The organism is Aggregicoccus sp. 17bor-14 (genome assembly GCF_009659535.1).
Lineage (GTDB): Bacteria > Myxococcota > Myxococcia > Myxococcales > Myxococcaceae > Aggregicoccus.
Map to the genome: position 1 here is coordinate 45310 of NZ_VJZZ01000017.1, position 26234 is coordinate 71543.

Consider the following 26234-nt stretch of genomic DNA (forward strand, 5'->3'; position numbering starts at 1 on the left):
CGCCTCCCATGGGGCGGTGCTTAGCTTCTCCAGGGGCCTGAGGCACGGGGAGCAGAGCGGGATGCTGCGTGCGCACGCGGTGGAGCAGGGCCTGCAGCAGCGCCCGCGGCAGCGGGGTGCGGCGCGCACGGCCGCGTACCTCCTCGAGCTGCTGGCGATTGCGGTGGGTTACGTGCTGCTGGGCTGGGCGGGGCACCTCCTCGGCCTCCACGGCCGGGTCGTCACCTTCTGGCCGGCGGCGGGCTTTGCCCTGGGGGTCCTGCTGCTGCGGGGGACCTCCCGCTGGCCTGCCATCCTGGCAGGCTCCGTCTTCGTCGCCTGGTTATTCGTGCTCGCCGACGGCGCCGTGGACACCCGGACCCCCTGGCTGCTCGTCGCCCTGCTCGCGGCAGCGGGCCGCGCGCTCTCGGCGGTGGGGTGCGCCTGGCTCCTGCGCCGAGTGACGGGCACGGCCCACTGGCCCTACAGCACCCGCGGCGTCATCCTCGCCACGCTCGTGCTGGGGCTCGTCGCTCCCGCCCTTTCGGCCGTCACCGTGCAGGCCATGGTGTGGCTGGCCGGGGCACCCAACGCGGGGCTCAGCTTCGCGGGGGAGCTGTGGCTCTGGTTCGTCGCGGACAGCACCGGGATGATCCTCGTCGTGCCCCTGATGCTGGTGCTCGCGGGAGGCCGGCGGGCAGGGCCCCCGCTCGCCCGTGGGGAGCTGCCGCTCGCGCTCGCGGCCTTCGTGGCCGCCATCGTCGCCTGCTTCCTGCTGGTGCGCGGGCCCGACCAGGCCACGTCCATGGCCTACCCGATGCTGCCGCTCATGGTCTGGGCCTGCCTGCGCCTGGGCTCGCGGGGCGCCGTGCTCAGCAACCTCTGCTGGGCGGTGGTGTTCATCGCGCTGGCGCTGCTGCGGCCGGCCCTGGCCACGCTGCCGCACGTGTTCACCGAGTTCCACGTGCGGCTGTCGCTCAGCAGCGCCATCTTCCTCGTCCTCGCGGCCGCCTACGAGGAGCGCTACCGGCTGCAGCACGCGCTGCAGGCGGAGCGCAGGAGCCTGGAGGAGCGGGTCACCGCGCGCACGCACGAGCTGGCGAGCTCGCTCTCGCTCCTGCACTCCTCGCTGGAGTCCACCGCCGACGGGCTGCTCGTCGTCGACCGGAACAATCGCATCACCCTCATCAACCAGCGCTTCGTCGAGCTGTGGCACATGCCGCCCGACATCGTGGCGAGTGGGGACAACGCGCGGGCGCTCGCCTGGGTGCAGGACCAACTGCTCTCGCCCGCGACCTTCAACGCGAAGGTGGCGTACCTCTATGCACACCCCGAGCTGGAGAGTGCGGACGAGGTCGAGCTCAAGAGCGGGTCCATCTTCGCGCAGTACTCGCGTCCCCAGCGGCTGGGGGAGGAGATCGTCGGGCGGGTGTGGAGCTTCCGCGACATCACGCTGCGGCGCCGCGTGGAGGCCGAGCGCAGCCGCCTGCTGGTGGAGGAGGCCCGGGCGCGCCAGGACGCGGAGCGGGCCGCCCGCGAGGCGCGCGAGGCGCTCGCGCTGCGCGAGGACTTCCTGCAGGTCGCGGCCCACGAGATGAAGACCCCGCTCACCGCGATGAAGATCCACCTCCAGCGCCTCAAGCGCCTGCTGGCGGGCGCGGCGGAGACGCCGGTGGAGGCAGAGCGGCTCCTGCCCGCGGTGGCCGCCGCGGAGCGCTCCCTGCGGCGCTCCGAGGAGCTGAGCAACCAGCTGCTCGACGTGAAGCAGCTGAGCGCCGGCGAGCTGCAGCCCCGCTACGCGCCGCTCGACTTCCGGGAGGCCGTGGCCGAGCAGCTCGAGGCCTTCCGCGAGAGCGCGGCGCGCGCGCACTGCGAGCTGAGCTTCGAGCCGGGAGAGGCGCTCCACGGTGAGAGCGACCCGCGGCAGCTCGCGCAGATCGTGAGCGCCCTGCTGTCCAACGGCATCAAGTTCGGAGCGGGGCAGCCGCTGCGCGTCCAGCTCGAGGGGAACCGCGAGCAGGTGTGGCTGCGGGTCATCGACCACGGCATCGGCATCGCTCCGCAGGACCAGGAGCGCATCCTCGAGCGCTTCTGCCGGGCGGTGGACTCGCGGCACTACGGCGGGCTGGGGCTGGGCCTGTGGCTCGCGCGCCGCAGCGCCGAGGCCCTGGGCGGGCGCATCGGCGTGCAGAGCGCGCTGGCGCGGGGCTCCACCTTCACCGTCGAGCTGCCGCGCTGGCGTCCCCGGCGCGCGCAGGCACAGGAGGTGGTGGAGCAGGCCTCCGCGCGCTCCTAGAAGGGCGCGGGCCACTCGAAGCCGAGCCGCTCGCCCGTTGCGGGATGCACGAAGCCGAGCCGCTCCGCGTGCAGGTAGAGCCGCTCGGCCGCGTGGCCGTAGAGCCGGTCTCCGGCGATGGGCGCGCCGAGCCCGAGCGGATGCGCGCAGTGCACGCGCAGCTGGTGGGTGCGGCCCGTGCGGGGAAACAGCGCCACGCGCGTGCGGGAGGGCTCGCGCGAGAGCACCTCCCACTCCGTCACCGCGGGCTTGCCGTGCACCGGGTCGTGGATCTGCCGGGGCCGGTCATCGAGGTCCACGCGCAGCGGGAGCTCGACCGTGCCGCGCTCGCCGCGCACGGGCCCCTGCACCCACGCCACGTAGCGCTTGTCCACCTCGCGCCCGGCGAACTGCCGCTGCAGGCTCACGTACGTGGGCTCGTCGCGCGCCGCCACCAGCAGCCCGGACGTATCCAGGTCCAGCCGGTGCGCGAGCCGGGCGCCCGGGTAGCGCGCCTGCAGCCGCGCGAGCGCGGAGTCCGTGAGCGAGAGGTCCTTCGCCGGCACCGAGAGCAGCCCCTCCGGCTTGCGCACCACCACGAGCCACGCGTCCTCGAACACCACCTCCAGCGAGGCGGGCGCGAGCGCGGGCGGCGCGAAGGCGCGCGGCGGGGAGACCTCCACTCCCGAGAGCATGAAGGGCAGCAGCGGCCCGCACTTGTCCCGGCACGCGCCGTAGTACGCGCCCGACGCGCGGCCTCCTGCCGCGGGCGGTGCGCCCCACCAGAACTCCGCGAGCGCGAGAGGCGTGAGGCCGTGCGCGAAGGCGAAGGCGAGCAGCTTCGGTGCCGCGCAGTCCGCCGCGCCGGAAGGGGGCTCCGCCGGAGCGTAGAGCGCGCGCAGGGGGCGCTGCTCGCCGCGTGCATTGCGGATGACGTAGGTCTCGTGGATGCGGCGCATGAAGCCGCGCGAGACGATGCGCCGCAGCCGCTCCAGCGCGCCCAGCCTGCGCTCGAGGCGCGCGCGCCGCGGCGCCACCTCGCGGCGCTCGGCCTCCTGCGCGGCCTCGAGCCGGCGGCGCTCCGCCTTGTCCCCGCGGCTCTCCTGGTCCAGCGCGTGGAGGGCCTCGCGCAGCGCCCCGGCCGAGCGCGCGTCCGACGCCGCGAGCTCCAGGCGGCGCGCGTGGCGCTGCTGCTTGCGCGCCTCGTGCGTGGCCCGCAGTGCGGCGAGCGCCTGGGCGTGGCGGCGCTGCTGGGCCTCGTCCTCCTCGCGCGCCTGCTGCAGCTCCGGGGAGCTGCGCAGCGCCTCGGCGCGGGCGAGCAGCGCCTTCACCGCGCGCTCGGCCCCGGGCTCCACGCGCTCGCGCGCCGCGCGGTCGAAGAGGGGAGGGACGTAGCCCTCCACGTCCCAGCGCCCCGCGAGCATCCCGGAGAAGGCGCGCAGGAAGCCGACGCGCCCCTCCGGCTCCCGCACCACGAGCACGCCGAACATCTTGCCGCCCTCGGGCGCGTCGAGCAGCGCTGCGCTCAGGCCGGGAGCGACGTCGCCTGCCCGCAGCTGCGCCTGCAGTTCCTCCGCCGCGCGGCGCGCGAGCGCGTGCGGACCCAGCGCGTCGAAGGGGCTGGGGAAGGGGCGCGGGAGCTCGCTCGCGTGCGGCTGCGGCTCCAGGGGCGTGAAGAGGGGCTCCACGCCCTCCCGGTACCACGGATTCAGGGCGTCAGCCGCAGCGCCTCGGCGGTGAACGGGCCGTCCGCGACGCCCGAGTGGCTCAGCTCCAGCTCGAAGGCCTGCTCTCCCGGCTTCAGCGCCGCGAGCTGATCGCAGAGAGAGGGGTCCACGCACCAGACGCGCACGGTGCTCACTCCGTCGCGCAGCTGCACCTCTTCGCCCACGCGCGCGAACTTCAGCTCCGTGGTGCCGGGCGGCGTCCGCGGAAAGCGCATCGTGACGCGAGTGCCCGCAGGGACGGGCCGCTCCTCGAGCACCCGCAGCACGCGCTTGCGGATGCCGGGGTCGTCCTGGACATCGCCGACGTCCACGCGCCGCGTCTCCATCTCGACCACCAGCTCCACTCCCTGACGGAAGCGGACGCGCTCGTTCGCGGTGCCGCTGAACGGCGGCCACTGCTGCTCATGGCCCTCGGTACCCGTGGGGACCGCCTCCATCATCAGGCCGAGGGGGCACTCGCCACAGGGGTCGGGATAGGCCGGGACCAGGTGGCCCGAGACGCGGTACGTCGCCACCTCGAGCACCTCGTCGCGACAGCCCGCGAGCGCGAGGAGGCCCAGCAGCGGAATCCACTTCGTTGCGTGCGTCATGGCCGCGCGGCAAAGCAAGACGCGGGCCTGGCAGCTCCGACGGAAGGTGGCGTTGCAAGGCCGTGGAAAGGCTCGCGGTATGACGGGCGTGTCGTGCCTCAGCGCCTCGGATTTTCGAGGGCGTGGCTCAGGACGCGAGCAGGTGCTGTGCGAGCGCCTGCGCCTGGGTGCGAATCTCCGGGATGGCGGTGGACTCCCACAGCTCGGGCCGCCGCACCCCGCCCAGCGCGAAGAGCACGGAGGAGGGCTTCCCCTGCGCATCCACCAGCGCGCCCTCGCGCGTGTCCAGCCCGAGGCGCAGCGCGTCCGCGCGCGCGAGCCCTCCCGCGAGCAGGTCTCCCACCAGCGTGCCCTTCGGCTGCGCGAGCGGCGAGGCCGGCCCCGTGCAGTTGAGCACGCGCTGCACGTGCAGGTGCTGCACGCCGGGGCCGCCACGCCGCCGCAGCGTCACCCGCACGCCGTCCGCCTCGAGCGCGAAGGCCTGCACGTGCGCCGCGTGGATGCGCAGCTGGCCGCCCGCGAGCAGCTCGGCGATGGCGCGGCCCACCTCGGGCGCCATGCGGTGGCGGTGCACCTCCCAGTAGGCGCGCAGGTGGCGCAGGAAGCGCCGCTTGTCCGCGGTCGCGAGCCGCTGCCACAGCGGCACCGTGTGCGGCCGCAGCGCGTCCACCACCGCGCGCCAGTCGCCGCCGGCGGCCTCCACGCGGCGCACCTCCGCGCGCACCTCGCGCAGCAGCGCCCGCGCGCGCAGCGCTCCGGGCGCGAAGGTGTGGGGCGCCACCCCCGCGCGGTGCACCTGGGGCAGCAGCCCGTGGCGCGAGAGCGCGTGCACCGGGCCCGTGTGCCCGCGCGCCTGCAGCGAGAGCGCCACGTCCACCGCCGTCAGCCCCGAGCCCAGGAGCAGCACCGACTCCTCGGGCGCCACCGCCTCGAGCCCGCCGCTCTCCCAGGGCAGCGCCACGTAGCGCTCACTCGCGTAGAGCCCGCCATCCGGCACCGCGAGCGCCGCGGGCGGGAAGTTGCCCAGCGCGAGCACCGCGCGCGCGGCCCGCACGCTGCCGCCCTCCTCGAGCTGCACCGTGACGCCACCGGCCCCGGGCTGCAGGCCGCGCACCTGCGCGTGGCGCTGGGTGAGCTGCACGCCGGGGGCCGCCTTCGCGCGCGCCTCGGCGAGCACTGCGTCCAGGTAGAGCGCGTAGCGCGCGCGGGGCACGAAGTCGGTGGGCCGGGTGTCCGGCGCCTGCGTGCGCAGCCAGCGCAGGAAGTGCTCCGGGTCATCCGCGAGCGCGCTCATCTTGCCCGCGGGCACGTTGAGCAGGTGCTGCAGCTCGGTGGTGCTGTAGGCGGGCCCGCGGCCGAAGCGCCCGCTCTGCTCCAGCAGCAGCACCTGGAGCGGCGTGCGCGCGGTGCGCAGCAGCGCCGCCGCGAGCAGGGTGCCGCTCGCACCGGCCCCGATGATGGCGAGGTCGAAGGCGGCGGGAGGGGAGAGGGGCTGGGACATGGTGCGCGCAAGGTAGCGCCTCGGGGGCCCGGAGGAAGCCTCCTTTGCGCCACCGGGGGGAGGTGCTGCACACGGCGCGCGCGAGCGGCGCCGAGCCTGGCCTCTCGGCAGCCGGCGCGCCGCGCACTGTCCGCGGGCGGACCCTGCATCCGCGCGAGAGCAGCGGCCCTGTGCCCTCCCCGCGCCGCCCCGCTCGCCGTGCGCCCGGGCTCGCGCGCCCGCACCGTGCGCGCTGCACACCCGCGCGCTCCGTGCGTAGGGTGATCCGCAGGGGCTGCCGAGGGGGGACGTGCGATGAGGGCGAGCGTGCGCGGCGCCGGCTGGCTGCTGGCGGTGATGCTGTGGAGTGCGTGCGGAGCGGGCCCGCTGGAGGACGAGGGGACGGAGGCGCCGTCTCCCGGGCTCGCGGCACCCGGAGAGGCACCGGAGAGCGAGCCGGCCATCGGGACGGAAGAGGCGGCGCTCACGACCACGCTGCGCACGCGCTGGGTGCGCACGCACGAGCGCGTGGAGTTCCGCCAGATGGCCTTCGACTCGAGCGGCAACCTCTACGTGGCCCTCTCCTACCACGGGCCGGCGACGCTCACGGGCGTGCCGCTGCCCTGGAACGGCGACCCGGACGACTACCACTCGGGCGTGGCGAAGTTCCGCCCCGACAACACGCTCGCCTGGGTGCGCGGCTGGGGACCGGCGCGCGTCTCGCGCGACATCGCCTACGCGAACATCACCGGCTTCGCGGTGACGCCGGGCGGCACCGTGTACGTGGGCGGCGAGGCGCAGCAGGACGGCCTGCGCATCGGCGGCCGCACGCTGGACAACGGCACCTTCCTCGTGCGCCTGAGCTCGGGGGGCACGCTGCAGTGGGCGCGCACCACGCGGCCCGAGCCCAACACCGACTTCACCTTCGTCTCCTTCGCGGCGCATCCAGCAGGCGGCTTCTACGCGCTCGGGAACTTCCGCCACTTCGGGCAGTACCCGTACCAGCTGATGCTCATCCGCTACCGCAGCGACGGCGCGGCTGCCTGGGGCAACATCTACGAGCAGGCGGAGGGCTCCTCCTCCGCGAACCCCATGCGGGTGGCGGCGGACGAGGCGGGCAACGCCTACGTGAGCGGCTACAGCTACGGCTCCGTGAGCTTCGGGGGGCCCACCGGGCCGACGGAGCTGTCCCCGTTCGTCTTCTCCACCACCAGCGCGGGCAGGCACCGCTGGACGCGCTTCCTCTCCGTGCCGGACGTGGGCTTCGCGGACGGGCTCGCGGTGCGCGACGGGCGCGTGGTGGTCGCCGTGGGGGCGAGCTTCGACGGCGCCTTCCTGCTCGGGCTCACCACCGGCCTGGGCACGGAGCGCTGGCGCGTGGCGCTGGGGAACGTGGGCAACGAGATGACCGTGTCCACGGGCGCGCGCAACGAGGTGCTGCTCAGCGTGGCCTCGGGAGACGCCTCGGCGCTCGGCGTGCCGCGCAGCCGCCCCACGAGCAACCTGTGGAACACCACCTCCTTCGTCGCCCGCGTGCGGCGCACGGACGGGCGGGTGCTGGGGGCGGCGAACCTCGAGTCCAGCCCGGACGACGACCGCAGCGGCGTCTATGCGACCAGCTGCGCCGTGAGCAACGCCGGCACGCTCGCGGTGGCGGGCCGCTTCGACGGCACGGTGGACTTCGGCATGGGGCCGCGCACCAACGCCAACGCGAGCTTCGTGCTGCGCGCGCTGCCCTAGAAGTTGAGCTGCAGGCGCCCGAGCACCAGCTGCTCGGCGGGGCGGTCCGCGCCTGCGGCCGCCCCACCGTCGAAGGTGGTGCGCTCCAGGTGCAGCGACACGCGGGTGAAGGCGTTGAGGTAGCCATTGAGCGCGAGCGCCGCGGCGCGCGCCGCCCTCGCCGAGGCCGCGGGGTCCGCGAAGAGGGGGAAGGCGTCCGCGTCCACGTCCAGCGCCGAGTAGCGCAGCGCCACCTCCAGCGCGCCCCACTCGCCGAGCGAGGGGCGGAAGGGGGCGCGCACCTTCACGCCCTCGTAGCCCGCGCTGCCGCCGTACACGACGAGGGAGCCGGTGGCGTTCCACGCGCTGTGCGTGAGGCGCACCGCTGCGCCGTCTCCCACCGCCACCTCCTGGCTGCTGCGCACGTACTCGCTCAGCAGGCCCAGGGGCCCCACGTACCAGTAGGCCTGCGGGCTGAGGCGCACGCGCTCGCCCTGCGCGACCGCCCCGGGCACGCCGCCGGCCGCGGCGGCGCGGTAGCGGAAGAAGACCTGCTGCCCGGCCGTGCGGTACTGCGGAAGGTTCGCGGCGCCGCCCGTGCGCCCGTAGCTCGCGGCGAGGCCCACGCCCAGGTTCTGCAGCGCGGGCACCCCGAGCGGCCGCAGTGGGTGGGCGAAGACGCGCGCCACCGCGTCCTTGCCGTCCTCGTCGTCGCCCTCGAGGTTCCCCCCGTCCGGTGCGCCGTTGAACACGCCCACCGCGTAGCTCAAGACGCCCGCCTGTGCTTCGCCGTGCAGCTGCAGGCCCACGTCGCGGCCGGGCACCAGGTTGGTGGGCAGCGCGCGCTCGGAGAAGGGGAGGAAGGCGTCGGACTGGAGGAACTCGAGGCCGAAGGGGGCCTTGTAGCGGCCGGCCCGCACGCGCAGCGCCTTGGAGGGATGCGCGTCCACGTACGCGTCCTGGATCTGCGCGCGCCCGCCGCCGAAGTCCGGCATGAAGCGGAAGTCGTAGAGCCCGAACACCGTGCCGTCCACGATGGGCCGCACGCGGCGCAAGAGCAGCGTGTTCGCGACCGCGCCCTCGCCACCGCCCACGAAGAAGCGCCCGTCTGCCTGAATCAGGCCGGAGAAGCGCAGGCGGAAGTCGCCGTCCGCGCTCTCCAACACGAAGCCCTTCTCGCCCAGCTTCACGGCCGGCGGCGCCGGGGGCGGTGCAGCGCTCGGCGCGGAGGACTGGGCGAAGGCCGGAAGTGCGAGCAGGGCGAGGAGCAGGGGGGCACGCATGGGGCCCACCACAGCCTGCCACTCGCCCGCGCCGCAACGGCGAAGTGAGGGGAGCGTTCCACGACGGAAACGGGCGAGCGGGCGTACGAGCCCTCGTGTGCCTTCCGCCTCACGCCCGCAATGAAGGTCCGGTGCTCAGCGTTCCAACTCGGCCCCATTGCTCAGAGGTCGGGGCTTCCTCTGGAGGTGCTCGCATGCAGGCGCTCGGAATGCGGGAAGACGGTCTGAGGGAAGTGGAGCCCGTGCTCCAGGTGGACCCCGCCGAGCTGTTCGGGGCGCGCCTCCCGGTGCTCAGTGGCGCGGGCGCTCCGGCGGGCCGGCAGCTGCGCGCGCTCGCCGAGTGGATGCGCCGCGCGCAGCCTCGCTGGCGCGTGCTCTCCCCCTTCGTGCGCTTCGACCCGCAGAGCTACGTGCGCGAGACCCTCTTCCGCTCGCCCGACTGGGAGCTGGTGCTCCTCTGCTGGGGCCCGGAGCACGCCTCGCGCATCCACGACCACGGCGGCTCGAGCGGCGTGGCGCGCGTGCTCTGGGGCGAGGCCCAGGAGCAGCGCTTCCTGCGCAGCGGCCCGGGCCACGCGGTGCCCAGCGCGCGCGTGAGCCTGCAGGAGGGCGGCGTGCTGGTGGAGGCGAGCGCCACGGTGCACCAGCTGCGCAACGTCTCGCGCGAGCCGGCCCTCACCCTGCACCTGTACAGCCCGCCGCTCGCGGGGATGCAGCAGTACCTGCCCGCGCCGCACTGAAGCCCGCGCGGGGGGCGCCTCAGGGCTTCGCCGCGCGCACCTCGTCCAGCAGGCTCGTGTCCACCATGCCCTGCAGGTCCTCGCCGGGCAGGAAGCCCAGCGCGTGCGCGTCCGCCGCGTCCTTCGCGAGCGCCTGCGGGAGCGGGTCCAGGCTGGGCTCGAGCCGGCTGAAGGCGTCCTGCAGGGTGGCGTCCGGCAGCGGCTTGCCGGCCAGCTGCGCGAAGGCGGTGTTCACGGCGCGCGCGAAGTTCTTCGGGTCCGTCTCCCAGCGGCCGCTCAAGGAGAGGTGCGCGCGCAGGAGCGCCTTGAGCTCGGCGCGCCGCGACTGCAGCACGCTCGCGGTGGTGACCAGCAGCGTGGTGGGGAAGCGCCCATTGGGCCACAGCGTGCGCTCGTCCAGGAGGATCTTCCCCTGCCCCTCGGCGACGAGGCGCGCGCCCCAGGGCTCCGGCACCCACGCGCCCTCCAGCTCGCCGCGCTGGAACTGCGCGAGGATGTCCGGGTTCGCGAGCGGCGTGACGCTCACCGCGTCCGGCCGCGTCTCGCCGCTGGGGGCGATGGCGATGCCCTGCTTGCCCAGCCACGCGCGCAGCGCGATGTCCTGTGTGTTGCCCAGCTGCGGCGTCGCCACCCGCTTGCCCTTGAGCTCCTGCGGGCCCTTCGCCGTGCGCGTCACCAGCACCGCGCCGCCGCTCACCGCGCCGGCGATGACGCGCAGCTGCCGGCCCCCCTTGAGGAAGGTGTTGATGGCGGGGCCCGGGCCCACGTAGCTCACGTCCAGCGAGCCCGCGCTCAGGGCCTCCATCGCCGCGGGGCCCGCGTTGAACTGCTTCACCTCCAGCTTCGTCTCCCCCAGCGCGCGCGCGAACTCGCCCTCCACGTGGCCCACCATCGCCTGGGCGTGGGTGATGTTGGGGAACAGCCCCAGGCGCAGAGGGCTGCCCGGCGCGCTCGCGCCTCCCTTCTTGCAACTGGATGGCAGGAGCAAGAGCAGCGCGAGCGGGACGAGTCGGAGGAGTCGGAGGGGGCTCATGGCGGGTCTCGGAGGCAGGGCTCGGAGTCAGGCGGTCGCGAGCAGGCCCCAGCGCCTGCGCACGCGCAGCTCCACGGTCTGGAAGAGGAGGCGGTCCACGGCGACGCCCACGACGATGATCGCCACCATCACCGCCATCACCTGGGGCACGTCCATCAGCTCGCGCCCCATGGACAGCAGCTGCCCGAGGCCGCCGCTGACGAAGAGCAGCTCGCCGGCCATCAGCGCGCGCCAGGCGAAGCTCCAGCCCAGCTTGAGGCCGGTGATGATGCCGGGCAGGGCCGCCGGCAGGAGCACCCCGCCGTAGAAGCGCCAGCCGCGGATGCCCAGGGTGCCGCTCACGCGCAGCAGCTGCGGGTCGATGCCCAGCACCCCGTCCTCCACCGCGATGGCGATGGCCAGCACCGAGCCCATCACCACCACGAAGAGGATGGCCGCGTCCGAGAGCCCGAACCACAGCAGCGCGAGCGGCAGCCAGCAGATGGAGGGCAGCGCCTGCAGTCCCGTCACCAGCGGCTTCACCGCGTGGCGGAAGAGGCGCAGCCGCGCGAGCGCGAGCCCCAGCGGCACGCCGATGGCGGCGCTCACCACGTAGCCGCGCGCGAGCCGCCCGAGCGAGCGCAGGGTGGCCGCCCCCAGGCGCCCGTCCTCGGCGAGCCCCGCGAGCGAGCGCGCCACGGTGAGGGGCTCCGGGAACAGGTGCGTGGGCCAGGGACCGAACCTAGCGAGGAGCTCCCATGACAGCAGGAGCAGGGCGGCCACGGCCAGCTTCTCGACCAGCAGACGGATGCGGCTCATCGGCTCCTCCCTCCAGCGCCTCCAGCGCAGGCGGCAGCTCCACGCGCCGCAGCAGCTCGCGGATGTGGCGCGCCATCTCCGCGAGCTCCGGCGAGTCCGGGCTGCGCGGCATGGGCAGCTGCACCTGCAGGTCCTGCAGCACGCGCCCCGGGCGCGGCGCCATCACCACCACGCGCGTGGCCAGCTGCAGCGCCTCGTGCACGTCGTGGGTGACGAACACCACCGTCTTGCGCGCCGAGAGCCACAGGTGCTGCAAGAGCTCGTGCATGTGCACCCGCGTCTGCGCGTCCAGCGAGCCGAAGGGCTCGTCCATCAGCAGCACGGCGGAGTCCATGGCGAGCGCGCGCGCGAGGCTGGTGCGCATCTTCATCCCGCCCGAGAGCTGGTGCGGCAGCGCGTTTTCGAAGCCGCTGAGGCCCACGCGGTCGATGAAGGTGCGCGCGCGTGTCTCGCGCTCCGCATGCGCCACCCCGCGCGCCGCGAGCGCGAAGGTGAGGTTGCCCTTCACCGTCATCCACGGGAACAGCGCGGCGTCCTGGAACATGAGCAGGCGGTCGGGGCCCGGGCCCTTCACCGGCTTGCCGTCGATGGACACCCGGCCGCCGCTCGGCGTCAGGTGCCCGGCGAGCGCGTAGAGCAGCGTGCTCTTGCCACAGCCCGAGGGACCCAGCAGGCAGACGAACTCCCCGGAGCGGATGTTGAGGTTCACGTCCTGCAGTGCCACCACCCGGTTCGGGTAGATGTGGCCCACGCGGTCCATGCCCAGCTTCGCGTCGGCGTCCGCCACCCGGGCTGCCGGGACCAGCAGCCGCCGCGGGGGCTTCATGCGCTGGAGCAGGGCGCGGAGCATCGGCAGAAAGTAGGTCCTGCCCCTACACGCCGCCCGGGCCGCCCTGCACGCTCGCCTGCTCGGCATGCGAGCAGTGTGCGGGGAGAGCGAGCGGGGCGTCCTCGAGGGCTGTAAGAGTGTCGGCCCCTTTCCGTGAGCCTCCGGGAAAGGACCTCTCCCCCATGCGCCTCGCCCCGCTCCTCCTCGGCCCCCTCGCCGCCGCGCTCCTCACGGCTCCCGCCGCGCACGCCCAGTCCGCTTCGCCTGCGCACGCGCACTCCGAGAGCGCCGCCCGCTACACCTGCCCGATGCACCCCGACGTCGCCGAGCCCGCCCCCGGGCGCTGCCCGCGCTGCGGCATGACCCTGCAGCAGGAGGCGGCTGTGCCCGGGGGGACGGAGCACGCGGAGCATGACCATGCTCCGCACGCCGCGCACGTGGGGCAGGACCCGGCGGCTCAGGACGCCGGGCACGCGGGCGACGACGCGGCCGCGCAGGACCCGGCCCACGCAGGCCACCCCGGCGCTCAGGGCTCTACCCTTGAAGGAGCCGACACACCCCAGAGCCCCGCACACGCGGGTCACGACAGTGCATCCCAGGATGCGGCACACGCAGGCCACGGGGTGGAGGCCTCCGCGCACGCGGAGCACGGCGCCGCCGCCATGGACATGCCGATGTCGCCGCTCGGGCTGGGCATGGAGCGCGAGGGCAGTGGCACCGCGTGGCAGCCGGACGCGACGCCCGTCTTCGGGCACCACTTCATGCCCGGCGCGGGCTGGATGCTGATGCTGCACTACAACGTGCACGCCGGGTACGACTGGCAGGGCGGCCCGCGCGGAGACCAGCAGCTCACCAGCGGCAACTGGGTGATGCTGATGGGCGAGCACGCGCTGGGCAGAGGCGTGTTCGCCGCGCGCCTGATGCTCTCGGCCGAGCCCCTCACCACCGGTGGCAAGGACGGCTACCCCCTGCTGCTGCAGAGCGGCGAGGAGGTGGGCGGCGTGCCGCTGCACGACCGGCAGCACCCGCACGACCTCTTCATGGAGGTGGCCGCGAGCTACCGCCACGCGCTCTCGCGCGACCTCGCCTTCGAGCTCTACCTCGCGCCCTCCGGTGAGCCTGCGCTTGGCCCCGTCGCCTTCCCGCACCGCTACAGCGCGAGTACCAACCCCTTCGCCGTGCTCGGTCACCACTGGCAGGACAGCACGCATATCGCCTTCGGCGTGGCCACCGCGGGGGTCTACGGCCGGGCGTGGAAGCTGGAGGGCAGCTGGTTCAACGGCCGCGAGCCGGACGAGGACCGCTACGACTTCGACCTGCGCACGCCCGACTCGTACTCCGGGCGCCTCACCGTGAACCCCACCCGCGAGCTGAGCCTGCAGGTGTCCGGCGGCTACTTGAAGAGCCCCGAGGGCCACGCCCCCGACGAGGACCAGGTGCGCCTCACCGCGAGCGTCCAGTACACGCGCGAGCTCTCGAACGGTGCGTGGGCCACCACGGCGGTGTGGGGCCAGAATCGCGGCCACGGCCCGGCGAGCAACGCGGTGCTGCTCGAGAGCCTGCTGGAGCGCGGGCCTCACGCCGTCTTCGGGCGCGTGGAGGTGGTGCAGAAGGGGCAGGAGGACCTCACGCTCCCGGACGAGGTGCTCGGCGGCGACCACCACCGCCTCTTCACCGTGGGCACGCTGCAGCTCGGCTACGTGCACCACCTGAAGCCGGTGGGCGGCGTGCAGCTGGGCCTGGGCGCGCTGGGCGCGCTGAACCCTGTCCCCGCTGCGCTCGAGGGCCTCTACGGCAGCCGCCTGCCGCTCTCTGGCATGGTGTTCCTGCAGCTGCGCCCGGCGCCCGCCTGGGCGCAGCGCTGACGCCCGCCACTCAGCGAGCGACGGCTGCATCGGACGAAGCAGCGCCGTGGCGTTGGCGATCCCCGCCGAGCTCTGCACCGCGGATGTGGCCGCGCGCGCCGCCTCGTGTGCGTGCGCTGGCGTGCCGGTGGAGGCGTCAGGACCGGAAGGGTGGCGGGGCGCTGCGGCCGCTCGCGGTGGGGCGTCGCCGGCTCCGCAGCGCTCAGGGGTGACACGCTGGCAGTCCTCGCGTCTCCCTCGCGGCCGTCGCCTGGAACGACGCTTCCTTCTGCGCACCTGCCGCGCTGCCTGCCGAGGGGCTTCGCATGGAGCGAAACGTCCATTCCACGCGCGAGCCCTCCGGCTCCAAGGCGCGCTTCACTCTGCGTGTGTCCCCGCTCGGGGGCGGCGGCCCGCGTCGCGCAAAAACGTAAAATAGGATTTTACCTTTTTGCATCGCGCGTCCGTCCGCGCCCGGGAGGGGCGTCTCCTTTCGGGACAGCCGTCCCGCGCGCGCGTGGACGGCCTTCCACCCGGAGAAGCCCCGTTCCCTCCCCGGCCTCTCCTTCTCGAGGCCGTGCGCCCCGCGCCACTCTCGCGTGTCCCGGTCGAGCGGGGCGCAACGCCCGAGCTCGCTGCCTCCTCCGCTCTCGCGAGCAACCTGGAGGTATCAGGCGGAAGGCAGAGGCAGCAGGTCCGGCGGCACCCAGCCCGAGCGCGCTTCTGCCGAGCCGAGGGTCTCCGCGCGGTAGTGGCGCTCGAGCCACGCTGATCCGAGCAACTCCGGGTGCAGGGAGAGGAAGCGCTCGAAGTCGTCGCCGCGCTCCTGCTGCATCGCGGCCCAGACGTGCGCGGCCCAGGCGCGGGTGAGGGTGGCGTGGAACTTGTGCGCCGCGCCCTTCGCCGCGCTGAAGCTGCGCAGGCGCGCGGCCACCTGCGCCGCGCCCTCCTCGGCGCCGTGGCGGCGCAGCAGCAGCCAGGTGAGGCGCAGGTGCGCGCGGTGGTCGAACCGTTCGCCCGGCAGCGAGCCGTCCTCGAGCGAGCGCAGGAAGGCCTCGTCCGTCATGGCCGCCTCCGGGGGCTGCGCGTGTCGCTCTTCGGCGTCTCTTCGGCCTCCCCGGCGGCGAGCAGCGCGGCGAGCACCGCGTGGAAGCCCTGCACGTCGCGCGGGCCCACCTCGGCGAGCGCCCGGGCCTCCAGCGACCCGAGGTGCCGGTGCACGCGGGTGGCGAGCGCGCGGCCCTCGCGGGTGAGCGCCACCTCGAAGGCGCGCCGGTCCTCGGCGCTCGGCGTGCGCGTGGCGAGCCCGCGCGCCTCGAGCCGGTCCAGGTAGCTGGTGAGGGTGGAGCGCTTGTGCGCGAACGCCGCGTGCAGCGCCTTGAGGGGGCTGGGGCCTGCCGCCTCGGCCAGGTGCGCGAGCAGGTGGGCCTCGCCCTGGGTGAGCCCCAGCGGGGGCTCTGCGCCCTCCAGGTAGAGGGCGAGGCGGTGGGTGGCCCGGTGGATGTCGGGGACGAGCTTCAGGTTCAGGGTGCACCTCGCTTGTTCCGAATTCGAATATTTCGAAATCGGAACGAAAGCAAGGAGCCGCCTCAGGGGCCCCGGGTCGCGAGCACGAGCACCAGCCGGCCGAAGGGCTCGGGGAAGAGCCCGCGGCGCACCTCGAGCGAGAAGCCGCGCGCCTCCAGCAGGGCGCGGGCGCGCGGGAGCAGGAAGGTGAGGTAGTACATGACGAAGGGCGGGCTCCACACGGCGTTGCGCACGCGCATGGCGGCGTTGAAGCCGCGCGCGACCCAGGTCGCGGGGCGCCATGGGGAGGGCGGCTCGCCGGTGACGAAGAGGAAGATTCCTCCGGGCCGCAGCGCCTGCGCCACCGCGTCCACCAGCCGCGGCTCGTCCGCCTCCAGCACGTGCCCGAAGGCGCCGAAGGAGGTGACGGCGTCGAACTGGCCGTGCAGCCCGGCAGGAAGCTGCAGCATGTCCGCCTGCACGAGCTCCAGGGCGGCCGTGCCCGGAACTTCCGCGAGCTGGCGCCGCGCCTCGGCGAGCATGCCCGCGCTCAGGTCCACCCCCACGGCGCGCTCGCGGCAGCGCGGGCGCAGGTGGCGCAGCGCCGCACCCGTGCCGCAGCCCAGGTCCAGCGCGCTGCCGAGGCTCGCTGCGGGGCCCAGCGCGGCGATCGCCGGGGCGAGCACCGCCTCCGGCGTGCGGAAGGGGGTGTGCTCGAACTTGGGCGCGAGCAGGTCGTAGCCGCGCGGCACGGACGAGAGCGCCTGGCGCGCGAGCTCCCGCAGCGTGGGACCCTGGGGACCGAACATGCCCCTGGCCTACCACGCGCAGACCCTTGGAGGACCGAGCGTCCGTACGCGCCCTGTACTACTTGTGTACAGTCACCCGCGCTTCTCCTCTCGCTCCCCGCTCCTCCACGTGTTCCTGCGCCCCGCCTCCGTGCAGCCGCTGCGCCTCCACCTGCTGCGCCTGGTGGTGGGCGTGCTGTTGCCGGCGGTGGCCTTCGCGGGGCTGCTCGTCTTCCAGCTGGCGGGTGCGGAGCGCGCGGCGGTGGAGCGCCGGGTGCAGGGCTCGGCGCGCGCGCTCACCGAGGCCTTCGACCGCGAGATGAGCGGCTCCATCCGCACCCTGCAGGCGCTCGCGCAGTCCTCGCACCTCGAGCGCGGCGAGCTGGAGGCCTTCCACGCCGAGTGCCAGCGCGTGCTTCGCACCCAGCCCACCTGGCGCTCGGTGGCGCTCGCCACGCCGGATGCGCGCACGCTCGCGCACACGGCGGCCGCGTGGGGGGAGCCGATGCCGCCGGTGGTGGAGCGAGAGAGCTTCGAGCGCGCGGTGGCCGCGGGCGCGCCGCTGGTGGGCAGCCTCGCGCGCGGCCCGAAGAGCGGCCTCGCCTTCCCCATCCGCGTGCCCGTGCTGCACGAGGGGCGCGTGCGCTTCGTGCTCACCGCGGTGGTCACGCCCGAGACGCTCACGGACGTGGCCTCGCGCCAGGTGGACGCGAACGTGGAGTGGACGCGCACCCTGGTGGACCTGCACGGCACGGTGGCCGCCCGCACGCGCGACCCGCAGCGCTACGTGGGCCACCCCGCCTCGCCGCAGTTCCTCCAGAACACGCGCCAGGGCCGCGAGGGCGTGTACGCGGGCACCTCCCTGGACGGCGAGCCGGTGTACGTGGCCTACAGCCGCGCGAGCCCCTCGGGCTGGACGGCGGCCGTGGTCGTGCCGCGCGCCGTGATGGAGGGCCCGCTGCGCAACTCGCTGCTCGCGCTCGGCGGGCTGGGGCTCTCGCTGCTCGTGCTGAGCGGGGCGGCCGCGTGGCTCATCTCGCGGCGGCTCGAGCGCTCGCTGCTGGGCGCGGCGGCGGCCGCCGAGGCGCTCGCGCAGGGAAGCGCGCCGGTGCTGGGCCGCACGCGCGTGCTCGAGGTGCAGCGCCTGGGCGCCGCGCTGCAGCACTCGGCGCGCCTGCTCGAGCAGCGCGAGCGCGAGCGCGACGCGCACCTGCAGGCCGCGGAGGCGGCGCGCGCGGAGGCGGTGGCGGCGACGCAGGCGAAGGACGCCTTCCTCGCGATGCTCGGCCACGAGCTGCGAAACCCGCTCGCCCCCATCGTGAGCTCGCTCGAGGCGCTGCGGCTGCGCGGCCTCGGCGGCTCGCCCGAGCACGAGGTCATCTCGCGCCAGCTGCGCCACGTGGTGCGCATGGTGGACGACCTGCTGGACGTGGCGCGCATCCGCCGCGGGCAGCTGTCCCTGTCGATGCACAAGCAGCCCCTGGAGCTCGCGAGCGCGGTGGCCAAGGCCTGCGAGAGCGCAGCGCCGCTGGTGGAGCAGCGCCACCACGCGCTCGAGGTGCAGGTGCCTGCCCAGGGCCTGCGCGTGCTGGGAGACCCCGTGCGCCTCACCCAGGTGGTGGCGAACCTGCTCGTCAACGCCGCGCGCTACACGCCGCCCGGAGGGCACCTGCGCGTGCGCGCCGAGGCGCAGGGGGACGAGGTGCTGCTCGAGGTGCAGGACGACGGGCAGGGGCTCTCGGAGGAGCTCGCCGCGCGCGTCTTCGAGCCCTTCGTGCAGGGAGCGCGCGGCTTCGACCAGAGCGCGGGGGGCCTCGGCATCGGGCTCGCGCTGGTGCGCAGCCTGGTGCAGGCGCACGGCGGGCGCGTGCAGGCGCAGAGCGCGGGGCCCGGCAGGGGCAGCACCTTCCGGGTGTGGCTGCCGCGGCTCGCGGCCGGAGGCGAGCCCGCGGCGGCACCTGCCCCCGCTCGCGACGAGACCGGCGCGCCGCGCCTGCGCATCCTGGTGGTGGACGACAACGTGGATGCGGCGAGCGCGCTCGGGGACCTGCTGGAACTGGGCGGGCACCAGGTGCGCGTGGCGCACGATGCACAGGGCGCCCTCCGGGCGGTGGAGGGCTTCAGCCCGCAGGTGGCCATCCTGGACGTCGGCCTGCCGGAGGTGGACGGCTACGCGCTGGCGCGGCGGCTGCGCGAGCACCTGGGCGCAGCACCTCCCGCCTTCGCGGCCCTCACCGGCTTCGGGCAGGGCGAGGACCGCCGCCGCAGCACGGCCGAGGGCTTCCAGCGCCACTTCGTGAAGCCGGTGCGGCTGCAGGAGCTGGAGGCCTTCTTCCGCGAGCTGCGCGCAGCCGCCTGAGGCTTGTCCAGCGCGCGTCCGCAGCGTGTGTGAGGCGGACCAGACCCACGGTGGAACTGGCGGAGAAAGCCCACATTCCGCGCGCGCGTCGCGAAGCGCTATGGGGAGTGTCACCGTGACAGATCCCACGAGCGAGTTCGTCGTCCGCATCCACACGCGCGAGAACATCCTGGAGGTGGTGTACCCGCAGGCGCCCACGCGCGCGTCCTTCGAGCGCTACGACCGCGCCGTGCGCGACGCCGTGTCCCGCATGCCCAAGCCCTACCGCTGTCTCACCGACGTGCGCGCGGTGGGCCTCGTCCCCGCGGAGCTGCAGGGCGCGGCGCAGGCGCTCACGCAGTGGGCGAGCGCCCAGGGGCTGGAGCGGCTCGCGCGCGTCATCAACAGCAGCACGCTCGCCGGGATGCAGGCCCAGCGCGCCTTCCGCAGCGCGGGCGTGCAGGCGAGCGCGGGCGTCTTCCACTCCCGCGAGGAGGCCTGGGAGCACCTGGTGGGCACGCCCGCGCGCTGAAGGCGCGAGCGGGGATTGCCGGACGCCCGCTTCACGCGAGGCCTTGCGGCACGTGCGGCGGCCGCGCTCTGCTGGGCGCCCGATGCCGCGTGACTACCGCACCTACGCGCAGGCGCTCGCCGGACGCCGCCTGCCCGCGGCGCTGGTGGACCTGGAGCTGTTCGACGCGAACGCCGCGGCCCTGGTGCGGCGCGCGGGCGGCAAGCCGCTGCGCCTCGCGACGAAGTCGGTGCGCTGCACCGCGCTGCTGCGCCGCGTGCTGCGCGCCGAAGCAGGCTTCCGCGGCCTGATGGCCTACCACCCGCGCGAGGCGGCCTTCCTCGCCGCGCAGGGCTTCGAGGACCTGCTCGTGGCCTACCCCACGCTGGATGCCGGGGCGCTCGCCGAGGTGGCGCGCGCGGTGGCCGGGGGCGCGAGCGTGACGCTCACCGTGGACGCGCCCGAGCACGTGGAGGCGGCGGCGCGCGCGGCGCGAGCGGCGGGCACCGCGCTGCCCCTGTGCATCGACGTGGACCTCTCGCTGCGGCTGCCCGGGCTGCACTTCGGCGTGCACCGCTCGCCGCTCACCACGCCGCGCGCCGCGCTCGCGCTCGCCGAGCGGGTGCGCGCCACGCCCGGGGTGAGGCTGGAGGGGCTGCTCGGCTACGAGGCGCAGATCGCCGGCGTGCCGGACCGCTCGCCCGGCGCGCCCCTGCAGTCGGCCGCGCTGCGGCTGCTCAAGCGCCGCTCGCTGCCCCGCCTCGCCGCGCGCCGCGCCGCCGTGCTGCGCGCGCTCGAGGAGGCGGGCTTCGCCTTGCGCTTCGTGAACGCCGGCGGCACGGGCAGCCTGGAGAGCAGCGCCGCGGAGGCCGGCGTCACCGAGCTCGCGGCGGGCAGCGGCCTCTTCGCGCCCACGCTCTTCGACGGCTACGCGCGCTTTCGTCACCAGCCCGCGGCCCTCTTCGCGCTGCCCATCACGCGCCGGCCCGCGCCGGACCTCTACACCTGCCACGGCGGGGGCTACGTCGCCTCGGGCGCGGGCGGGGCGAGCCGGCTGCCCACGCCCTTCCTGCCCGAGGGGTGCGAGCTCGTCGCGCACGAGGGGGCAGGGGAGGTGCAGACGCCCGTTCGCTACACGGGACCCGAGCCGCTCGCGCTCGGAGCCCCCCTCTTCTTCCGGCATGCGAAGGCCGGCGAGCTGTGCGAACACTTCGCCACCCTGCTGCTGGTGTCCGGCGGCCGGGTGGTGGACGAGGTGCCCACCTACCGCGGGGAGGGACAGTGCTTTCTCGGGTGAGTCACGGACGTGCGCCCTGGCGCAACTGGTCGGGCAGCGTGGTGGCGCACCCCGCGGAGGTGCACCGGCCGGACTCGCTCGAGGCGCTGCAGCAGGTGGTGCGCGGCGCCGCGGCGCGGGGGCTCTGCGTGCGGGTGGCGGGCAGCGGCCACTCCTTCACGCCGCTCGTCGCCACGGACGCGGTGCTGCTCTCGCTCGAGCGCCTCACCGGCCTCGAGCGCGTGGACCGCGAGCGCTGCGAGGCCACCGTCTGGGCGGGCACGCCCCTGCACGTGCTCGGGCGTCTGCTCGCGGCCGAGGGGCTCGCGATGGAGAACCTCGGGGACATCGACCGCCAGTCGCTCGCGGGCGCGCTGAGCACCGGCACGCACGGCACGGGCCTGGGCTTCGGCTCGCTCTCCACCCAGGTGGTGGGGCTCACCCTCGTCACCGCGCAGGGCGAGCTCGTGGAGTGCTCCGGGCAGGAGCGCCCCGAGCTCTTCAAGGCGGCCGCCGTGTCGCTCGGAAGCCTCGGCGTCATTGCGCGCGTGCGGCTGCGGCTGGTGCCCGCGTTCCGGCTCCAGTGCGCGCGGCGCACCGAGTCGCTCGAGCGCTGCCTGGACACCCTGCTGGAGACGGCGCGCGCGCACCGCCACTTCGAGTTCTTCTGGTTCCCGCACACCGACCGGGTGAGCGTGAAGGCGCTGGACGTCACAGAGGCCCCGGCGCGCGGCCACGGCGTGGGCCACCGGGTGAAGGACCTGGTGCTGGAGAACGCCGCCTTCTGGCTCTTGAGCGAGGCGGTGCGCCGCAAGCCCGCGCGCGCCGCGGGGGCGAGCCGGCTGTGCGCGCGGCTCGCCGCCGAGGACCGCTCGGTGGGCGCGAGCCACCGCGTGTTCGCGACGCCGCGCCACGTGCGCTTCCAGGAGATGGAGTACGCGCTGCCGCTCGAGGCCGGCCCCGCGGCGCTGCGCGAGCTGAGCGAGCTGGTCCTGCGCGAGCGGGTGCCCGTGCACTTCCCGGTGGAGTTCCGGCTCGTGAAGGGCGACGACCTCTGGCTCAGCCCGATGCACGGGCGCGACAGCGCGCTCGTCGCCGTGCACCAGTACCGGGGCATGCCCTACGGCGACTACTTCGAGCAGGCCGAGGCGCTGCTGCGCCGCCATGGCGGCCGGCCGCACTGGGGCAAGCTGCACACGCTGGAGGCACACTCGCTCGCGCCGCTCTACCCGCGCTGGGAGGACTTCCAGCGCGTGCGCCGCGAGCTGGACCCCGCGGGCACCTTCCTCAACGCGCACCTGCGCCGGCTCTTCGGCACGCTCAGCGGATGAAGGGCAGCGCCTCCGCGGCCCAGGCGCGCTTGCCGCCCGGGTAGCTGAGCACGCGCGTGTAGCCGAGCGCCGCGAGCGTCTCGCGCGCCTCCCGCAGCGCCGTGCACCCGCGGCCGCTGCCGTAGACGATGACGGTGGCCTCGCGATCCGGGAGCAACTGCGGCGCGAGCCGGTGCAGGCGGTGGGCCGGGGCGCTGAGCGCGCCCGGCAGGTGGCCCAGGGCGAAGAGCGCCGTGGGGAGCACCTCCAGCAGCGTGAAGCTCAGCGGCTCCTCGAGCAGCAGGATGCACAGCGCCAGCGTGTCCAGCTCGCCCGGGAGCGGGGGCGACAGCGGGGCGAGGGAGATGACGGAGGCCTCGGGGTGAGCCATGCCGCAAGGTTGGGGCCCGGACCTCGCGCTGCCTTGAACGGACTTGCGCTCCAAACGAGGCGGGCGGACGGGAGGCGAAGGGGTTATAGCGGCCATCATGCCGAGTTCACCGTGATCGCCCCGCAGCCGCTCGTGTCGCCCGCGGACGCCCGCAGCGCCCTGCTGCTCGTGGACGACATCGATGCGAACCTCGTCGCACTGGAGGCGGTGCTCGAGCCGCTCGGGGCGCGGCTGGTGAAGGTGAGCTCCGGCGAGGACGCGCTCCGGGCGCTGCTGCAGGAGGACTTCGCCTGCATCCTGCTGGACGTGCAGATGCCCGGGCTGGACGGCCTCGAGACCGCCACCCTCATCAAGGCGCGCGAGCGCAGCCGCCACATCCCCATCCTCTTCGTCACGGCCCACCCCCGCGCGGAGGCGGAGATCGTCCGCGCCTACTCGGCGGGGGCGGTGGACTACCTGCAGAAGCCCTTCAGCCCGGACCTGGTGCGCTCCAAGGTGCAGGTGTTCCTCGACCTCTCCAGGCACGAGCACGCGCTGCAGGCGGCCGAGCGCCAGCTCACGGAGCGCGCGCGCGCCGAGGGTGAGCAGCGCTTCCGCCACCTGCTGGACTCCACCAACGAGGGCATCTGGGGCCTCGACCTGCAGGGCCGCTGCATCTTCGCCAACCCGGCCTGCGTGCGGCTGCTGGGCTACGCCGAGGCAGGCGAGCTGCTCGGCCAGGACATGCACGCGGCCGTGCACCACTCGCGTGCCGACGGCAATCCCTACCCCGTGGAGGACTGCCGCATCCAGGCCGCCCCCCGGGACCGGCGCGCGGTGAGCGTGGAGGACGAGGTGTTCTTCCGAAAGGACGGCCAGCCCCTGTCCGTCTACTACCTCGCCTCGCCCCTCTACGAGGGCGGGCAGGTCTCCGGCGCGGTGGTCGCCTTCTCCGACCGCACCGAGGGGCAGCGCCTGCAGGCCGCGCTGGAGGAGGCGGTGCGCCAGCGCGACGACTTCCTCTCGGCCGCCGCGCACGAGCTGCGCACGCCGCTCACGTCGCTCAAGGTGCAGCTCGAGCTCACGGCGCGGGCGCTGGGGACGTCGGCGCCGCCGGCCGCGAGCGCCCGGCTGAAGGCCGCCGGGACGCAGGTGGCCCGCCTCACCCACCTCGTGGAGGGCCTGCTCGTGGTGAGCCAGCTCAAATCGGGCGGCGTGCCGCTCGAGCTCGCCGCCGTGGACCTGGTGGAGGTGGCGCGCGAGGCGATCGCGCGCGTGGAGGAGCGCTTCGAGCAGACCGGCAGCCCCGTGACGCTGCAGGCGCCCGAGCCGGTGCTCGGGCGCTGGGACGCGCTGCGGCTCCACCAGGTGGTGGTGAACCTGCTCTTGAACGCGGTGAAGTACGGCGCGGGCGCTCCGGTGCAGGTGCGCGTCTGGAGGGACGCGGACGAGGCGCACGTGAGCGTGCAGGACGCGGGCCTGGGCATCGCCGCCGGCCTGCTCTCGCGCATCTTCGGCGGCTTCGAGCAGGGGCCGTCCGGACGCGAGCAGGGAGGGCTGGGGCTGGGGCTCTCCATCGCCCAGCAGATCGTGCAGGCGCACGGAGGCCGCCTGCGCGTCGAGAGCATGCTGGGCAAGGGCTCCACCTTCACCGCCACGCTGCCGCTCGCGGGCCCGGGCGACTGAGGGCCTCCCCTCACATGGCACCCGGGTCCAGGGTCGCGCGCGCAACTTCCTTCAAGCACTCCAGCGGCGCGCGCGCCCACCTTCGGCGGCACCTACCCCGAAGGAGTCGCGCCATGCCCCTGGAGCCCACCACGCAGAAGTTCATCGACAGCCTCGCCGGCGCCCCGCCGCTCTGGACGCTGCCCGCCGACGTCGCCCACAAGGTGCTCACCGACCTGCAGTCCAAGCCGGTCGCGATGCGCCCCGCGGACATCGAGGACTGCACCTGGCCGGTGGGCCCCACGGGCAGCACGCGCATCCGCATCGTGCGGCCCCAGGGCGCGAAGGAGGTGCTGCCCCTGCTGATGTACTTCCACGGTGGCGGCTGGGTGCTGGGCGACAAGGTGACGCACGAGCGGCTGGTGCGCGAGATTGCGGACGGCGTGCGCGCGACCGTGGTCTTCGTGGACTACATCAACTCGCCCGAGGCGAAGTACCCCACCCAGAACGAGCAGGCGTACGCGTCCCTGGTGTACGCCGTGGAGCACGCGAAGGAGCTGCGGGTGGACGCCTCGCGCCTGGCCATCATGGGTGACAGCGTGGGGGGCAACATGTCCGCGGTCGTCACGCTGATGGCCAAGAAGCGCGGGGGGCCGAAGATCCTCTACCAGGTGCTGCTCTACCCGTTGACGGACTACCTCTCGGACGACAGCTCGTACAAGAAGTTCGAGGACGGGCCCTGGCTCAGCCGCAAGACGATGAAGTGGATGTTCGACCTGCAGGGGCTCACCGGGAAGGAGAAGGAGAGCACCGCGTTCCCGCTGCGCGCCTCGGTGGAGGAGCTGCGGGGGCTGCCGGACGCGCTCATCATCACGGACGACGACATCCTCCAGGACGAGGGCGAGGCGTACGCCGAGAAGCTCGCGCAGGCGGGCGTGCGCGTGACGTCCGTGCGCTACAACGAGACCATCCACGACTTCTGCCTCCTCAACCCGCTCGCGGACACGCCTCCCGTGCGGGGGGCCGTCGCGCAGTCCATCGACGCGCTGCGCAGGGTGCTGCACCCGTAACAACTTCCTCCAAGCGCCGGCGGCGCGGCGTCCACAGCCTCCTCGCGTAGGTCCCCTTCGCGAGGAGCGCTGCCATGCCCATCACCACCGAACCCACCTCCACGGGCACCGTGCCCGCCGCCGTCGCCCTCAATGCGCGCGGACCTCAGGCGCGTCCCACGTCTGCCCTCCCCGTGGTGCACTACCGCACCGCGAGCGTGTACGGCGTGGAGCTCTTCTACCGGGAGGCGGGCCCGGAGAACGGCGAGGTGGTCGTGCTCCTGCACGGCTTCCCCACCTCCAGCCACATGTTCCGCAACCTCATCCCCGCGCTCGCGGACCGCTACCGCGTCATCGCGCCCGACTACCCGGGCTTCGGCCTGAGCGCGATGCCGGACCGCAAGCGCTTCGCGTACACCTTCGCGAAGTACACCGAGCTGGTGGACGGGCTGCTCGAGCAGCTCGGGGCCATGCGCTACGCGCTCTACGTCATGGACTACGGCGCGCCGGTGGGCTTCCGGCTCGCGCTGCGGCACCCGGAGCGCATCACGGCGCTCGTCATCCAGAACGGCAACGCGTACGAGGAGGGGCTCGAGAAGTTCTGGGACCCCATCAAGGCGCTGTGGCGCGAGGACACGCCGAAGAACCGCGACGCGCTGCGCTTCCTCGTCACGCCCGAGACCACCCGCTTCCAGTACACGGACGGCGTGCGAGACGTGTCGCGCATCGACCCGTCGAACTGGGTGCACGACCAGGTGCTGCTCGACCGGCCCGGCAACGCGGACATCCAGCTGGACCTCTTCAAGGACTACGGCACCAACGTCACGCTGTACCCACAGTTCCAGGCCTTCTTCCGCGACTACCGCCCGCCCACGCTCATCATGTGGGGCGCGAACGACACCATCTTCCCGCCCTCCGGCGCGCACCCGTACCTGCGCGACCTGCCAGACGCCGAGCTGCACCTGCTGGACACCGGCCACTTCGCGCTCGAGGACAAGGCGGACGAGATGATCCCCCGGATGCGCGACTTCCTCGACCGCCGCTTCGCGCCCACGCACTGACAACTTCGTCCAAGCGCCCGCCGCCGCTCCTGACCACGTTCGAATCGAGCCGCGCGTGACGCG

The 26234-nt window shown here is 74.4% G+C and carries 22 protein-coding genes and 2 pseudogenes; 12 read left to right on the forward strand and 12 right to left on the reverse strand.

The features are described from left to right. The first annotated feature begins 61 nt into the window (after positions 1–61). Positions 62–2275 carry an ATP-binding protein gene (locus FGE12_RS25620; protein ID WP_153869237.1) on the forward strand — a complete coding sequence of 738 codons (2214 nt, stop codon included), beginning with the start codon at positions 62–64 and terminating at the stop codon, positions 2273–2275. On the opposite strand, the gene FGE12_RS25625 is transcribed toward FGE12_RS25620, so the two are convergent. From FGE12_RS25625 to FGE12_RS25635, 3 genes are all read right to left on the reverse strand, one after another. After that, on the reverse strand, positions 2272–3942 hold the full coding sequence (locus FGE12_RS25625; RefSeq protein ID WP_194798278.1) for an RluA family pseudouridine synthase: 1671 nt from the start codon (positions 3940–3942) through the stop codon (positions 2272–2274). The two genes, FGE12_RS25620 and FGE12_RS25625, sit on opposite strands and share 4 nt — an antisense overlap. 20 nt (positions 3943–3962) lie before the next feature. Then, complete coding sequence (locus tag FGE12_RS25630) at positions 3963–4571, reverse strand: hypothetical protein (RefSeq protein WP_153869238.1); 609 nt, start codon at positions 4569–4571, stop codon at positions 3963–3965. 127 nt (positions 4572–4698) lie between these two features. Beyond that, complete coding sequence (locus tag FGE12_RS25635; protein ID WP_153869239.1) at positions 4699–6072, reverse strand: FAD/NAD(P)-binding protein; 1374 nt, start codon at positions 6070–6072, stop codon at positions 4699–4701. Between the two features lie 294 nt (positions 6073–6366). On the opposite strand from FGE12_RS25635, the gene FGE12_RS25640 reads away from it, so the two are divergent. After that, positions 6367–7791: a hypothetical protein gene (locus FGE12_RS25640; RefSeq protein ID WP_153869240.1), complete on the forward strand. Its 1425-nt coding sequence runs from the start codon at positions 6367–6369 to the stop codon at positions 7789–7791. Here FGE12_RS25640 and FGE12_RS25645 read toward each other — a convergent pair. Then, positions 7788–9053, reverse strand: a complete 1266-nt coding sequence (locus tag FGE12_RS25645; RefSeq protein WP_153869241.1) for an OprO/OprP family phosphate-selective porin — start codon at positions 9051–9053, stop codon at positions 7788–7790. The genes FGE12_RS25640 and FGE12_RS25645 overlap by 4 nt on opposite strands. A gap of 209 nt (positions 9054–9262) precedes the next feature. On the opposite strand from FGE12_RS25645, the gene FGE12_RS25650 reads away from it, so the two are divergent. Beyond that, entirely contained in the window at positions 9263–9793 is a 531-nt protein-coding gene (locus tag FGE12_RS25650; RefSeq protein WP_194798279.1) for a cysteine dioxygenase family protein, read from the forward strand. Positions 9794–9812: 19 nt separating this feature from the next. Here the strand turns inward: FGE12_RS25650 and FGE12_RS25655 are convergent, their stop codons facing one another. The 3 genes from FGE12_RS25655 to FGE12_RS25665 are packed head-to-tail and all read right to left on the reverse strand — an operon-like array spanning position 9813 to position 12474. Then, a complete protein-coding gene (locus FGE12_RS25655; protein ID WP_153869243.1) occupies positions 9813–10826 on the reverse strand; it encodes an ABC transporter substrate-binding protein in 1014 nt (337 codons plus the stop codon). Positions 10827–10853: 27 nt separating this feature from the next. Beyond that, entirely contained in the window at positions 10854–11624 is a 771-nt protein-coding gene (locus FGE12_RS25660; RefSeq protein WP_153869244.1) for an ABC transporter permease, read from the reverse strand. Continuing rightward, on the reverse strand, positions 11548–12474 hold the full coding sequence (locus tag FGE12_RS25665; RefSeq protein ID WP_153869245.1) for an ABC transporter ATP-binding protein: 927 nt from the start codon (positions 12472–12474) through the stop codon (positions 11548–11550). Before FGE12_RS25665 ends, FGE12_RS25660 begins: the two co-directional genes overlap by 77 nt. Positions 12475–12761: 287 nt before the next feature. Between FGE12_RS25665 and FGE12_RS31065 the strand changes: the two are divergent. Beyond that, positions 12762–12815: pseudogene (locus tag FGE12_RS31065) on the forward strand (heavy metal-binding domain-containing protein); the annotation flags it as partial. A gap of 261 nt (positions 12816–13076) precedes the next feature. Further along, positions 13077–14318, forward strand: a complete 1242-nt coding sequence (locus FGE12_RS25670) for a hypothetical protein (protein WP_153869246.1) — start codon at positions 13077–13079, stop codon at positions 14316–14318. Between the two features lie 649 nt (positions 14319–14967). Here the strand turns inward: FGE12_RS25670 and FGE12_RS25675 are convergent. The 4 genes and pseudogenes from FGE12_RS25675 to FGE12_RS25685 form a co-directional block, all read right to left on the reverse strand. Then, positions 14968–15363, reverse strand: a complete 396-nt coding sequence (locus FGE12_RS25675; RefSeq protein ID WP_153869247.1) for a hypothetical protein — start codon at positions 15361–15363, stop codon at positions 14968–14970. Then, positions 15360–15557 carry a hypothetical protein gene (locus tag FGE12_RS30115; RefSeq protein WP_194798291.1) on the reverse strand — a complete coding sequence of 66 codons (198 nt, stop codon included), beginning with the start codon at positions 15555–15557 and terminating at the stop codon, positions 15360–15362. The genes FGE12_RS25675 and FGE12_RS30115 overlap by 4 nt, the downstream gene beginning before the upstream one ends. Positions 15558–15575: 18 nt before the next feature. Continuing rightward, positions 15576–15890: pseudogene (locus FGE12_RS31070) on the reverse strand (MarR family transcriptional regulator); the annotation flags it as partial. Continuing rightward, positions 15887–16612, reverse strand: coding sequence for a class I SAM-dependent methyltransferase (locus FGE12_RS25685; RefSeq protein WP_153869249.1), 726 nt, complete (start codon positions 16610–16612; stop codon positions 15887–15889). The pseudogene FGE12_RS31070 and the gene FGE12_RS25685, both read right to left, overlap by 4 nt. Before the next feature lie 109 nt (positions 16613–16721). On the opposite strand from FGE12_RS25685, the gene FGE12_RS25690 reads away from it, so the two are divergent. The 4 genes from FGE12_RS25690 (at position 16722) to FGE12_RS25705 (ending at position 22047) form a co-directional block, all read left to right on the forward strand. Next, complete coding sequence (locus FGE12_RS25690; protein ID WP_370459150.1) at positions 16722–18950, forward strand: ATP-binding protein; 2229 nt, start codon at positions 16722–16724, stop codon at positions 18948–18950. Positions 18951–19065: 115 nt separating this feature from the next. Next, on the forward strand, positions 19066–19461 hold the full coding sequence (locus FGE12_RS25695) for a hypothetical protein (protein ID WP_153869251.1): 396 nt from the start codon (positions 19066–19068) through the stop codon (positions 19459–19461). 82 nt (positions 19462–19543) lie between these two features. After that, positions 19544–20737, forward strand: a complete 1194-nt coding sequence (locus FGE12_RS30495) for an amino acid deaminase/aldolase (protein WP_153869252.1) — start codon at positions 19544–19546, stop codon at positions 20735–20737. Then, positions 20734–22047, forward strand: coding sequence for a D-arabinono-1,4-lactone oxidase (locus FGE12_RS25705; protein WP_194798280.1), 1314 nt, complete (start codon positions 20734–20736; stop codon positions 22045–22047). Before FGE12_RS30495 ends, FGE12_RS25705 begins: the two co-directional genes overlap by 4 nt. On the opposite strand, the gene FGE12_RS30120 is transcribed toward FGE12_RS25705, so the two are convergent. Next, positions 22037–22417, reverse strand: a complete 381-nt coding sequence (locus FGE12_RS30120) for a rhodanese-like domain-containing protein (RefSeq protein WP_194798281.1) — start codon at positions 22415–22417, stop codon at positions 22037–22039. The genes FGE12_RS25705 and FGE12_RS30120 overlap by 11 nt on opposite strands. Before the next feature lie 111 nt (positions 22418–22528). Between FGE12_RS30120 and FGE12_RS25710 the strand changes: the two genes are divergently transcribed. The 3 genes from FGE12_RS25710 to FGE12_RS25720 all read left to right on the forward strand — a co-directional run bounded on the left by FGE12_RS25710 (position 22529) and on the right by FGE12_RS25720 (position 26171). Further along, positions 22529–24082 (forward strand): ATP-binding protein, encoded by a 1554-nt coding sequence (locus tag FGE12_RS25710; protein ID WP_194798282.1) that lies wholly within the window; start codon positions 22529–22531, stop codon positions 24080–24082. A gap of 113 nt (positions 24083–24195) precedes the next feature. Next, positions 24196–25131: an alpha/beta hydrolase gene (locus FGE12_RS25715; protein ID WP_153869254.1), complete on the forward strand. Its 936-nt coding sequence runs from the start codon at positions 24196–24198 to the stop codon at positions 25129–25131. Between the two features lie 74 nt (positions 25132–25205). Beyond that, positions 25206–26171 carry an alpha/beta fold hydrolase gene (locus tag FGE12_RS25720; protein ID WP_153869255.1) on the forward strand — a complete coding sequence of 322 codons (966 nt, stop codon included), beginning with the start codon at positions 25206–25208 and terminating at the stop codon, positions 26169–26171. The last annotated feature ends 63 nt before the right edge of the window (positions 26172–26234 follow it).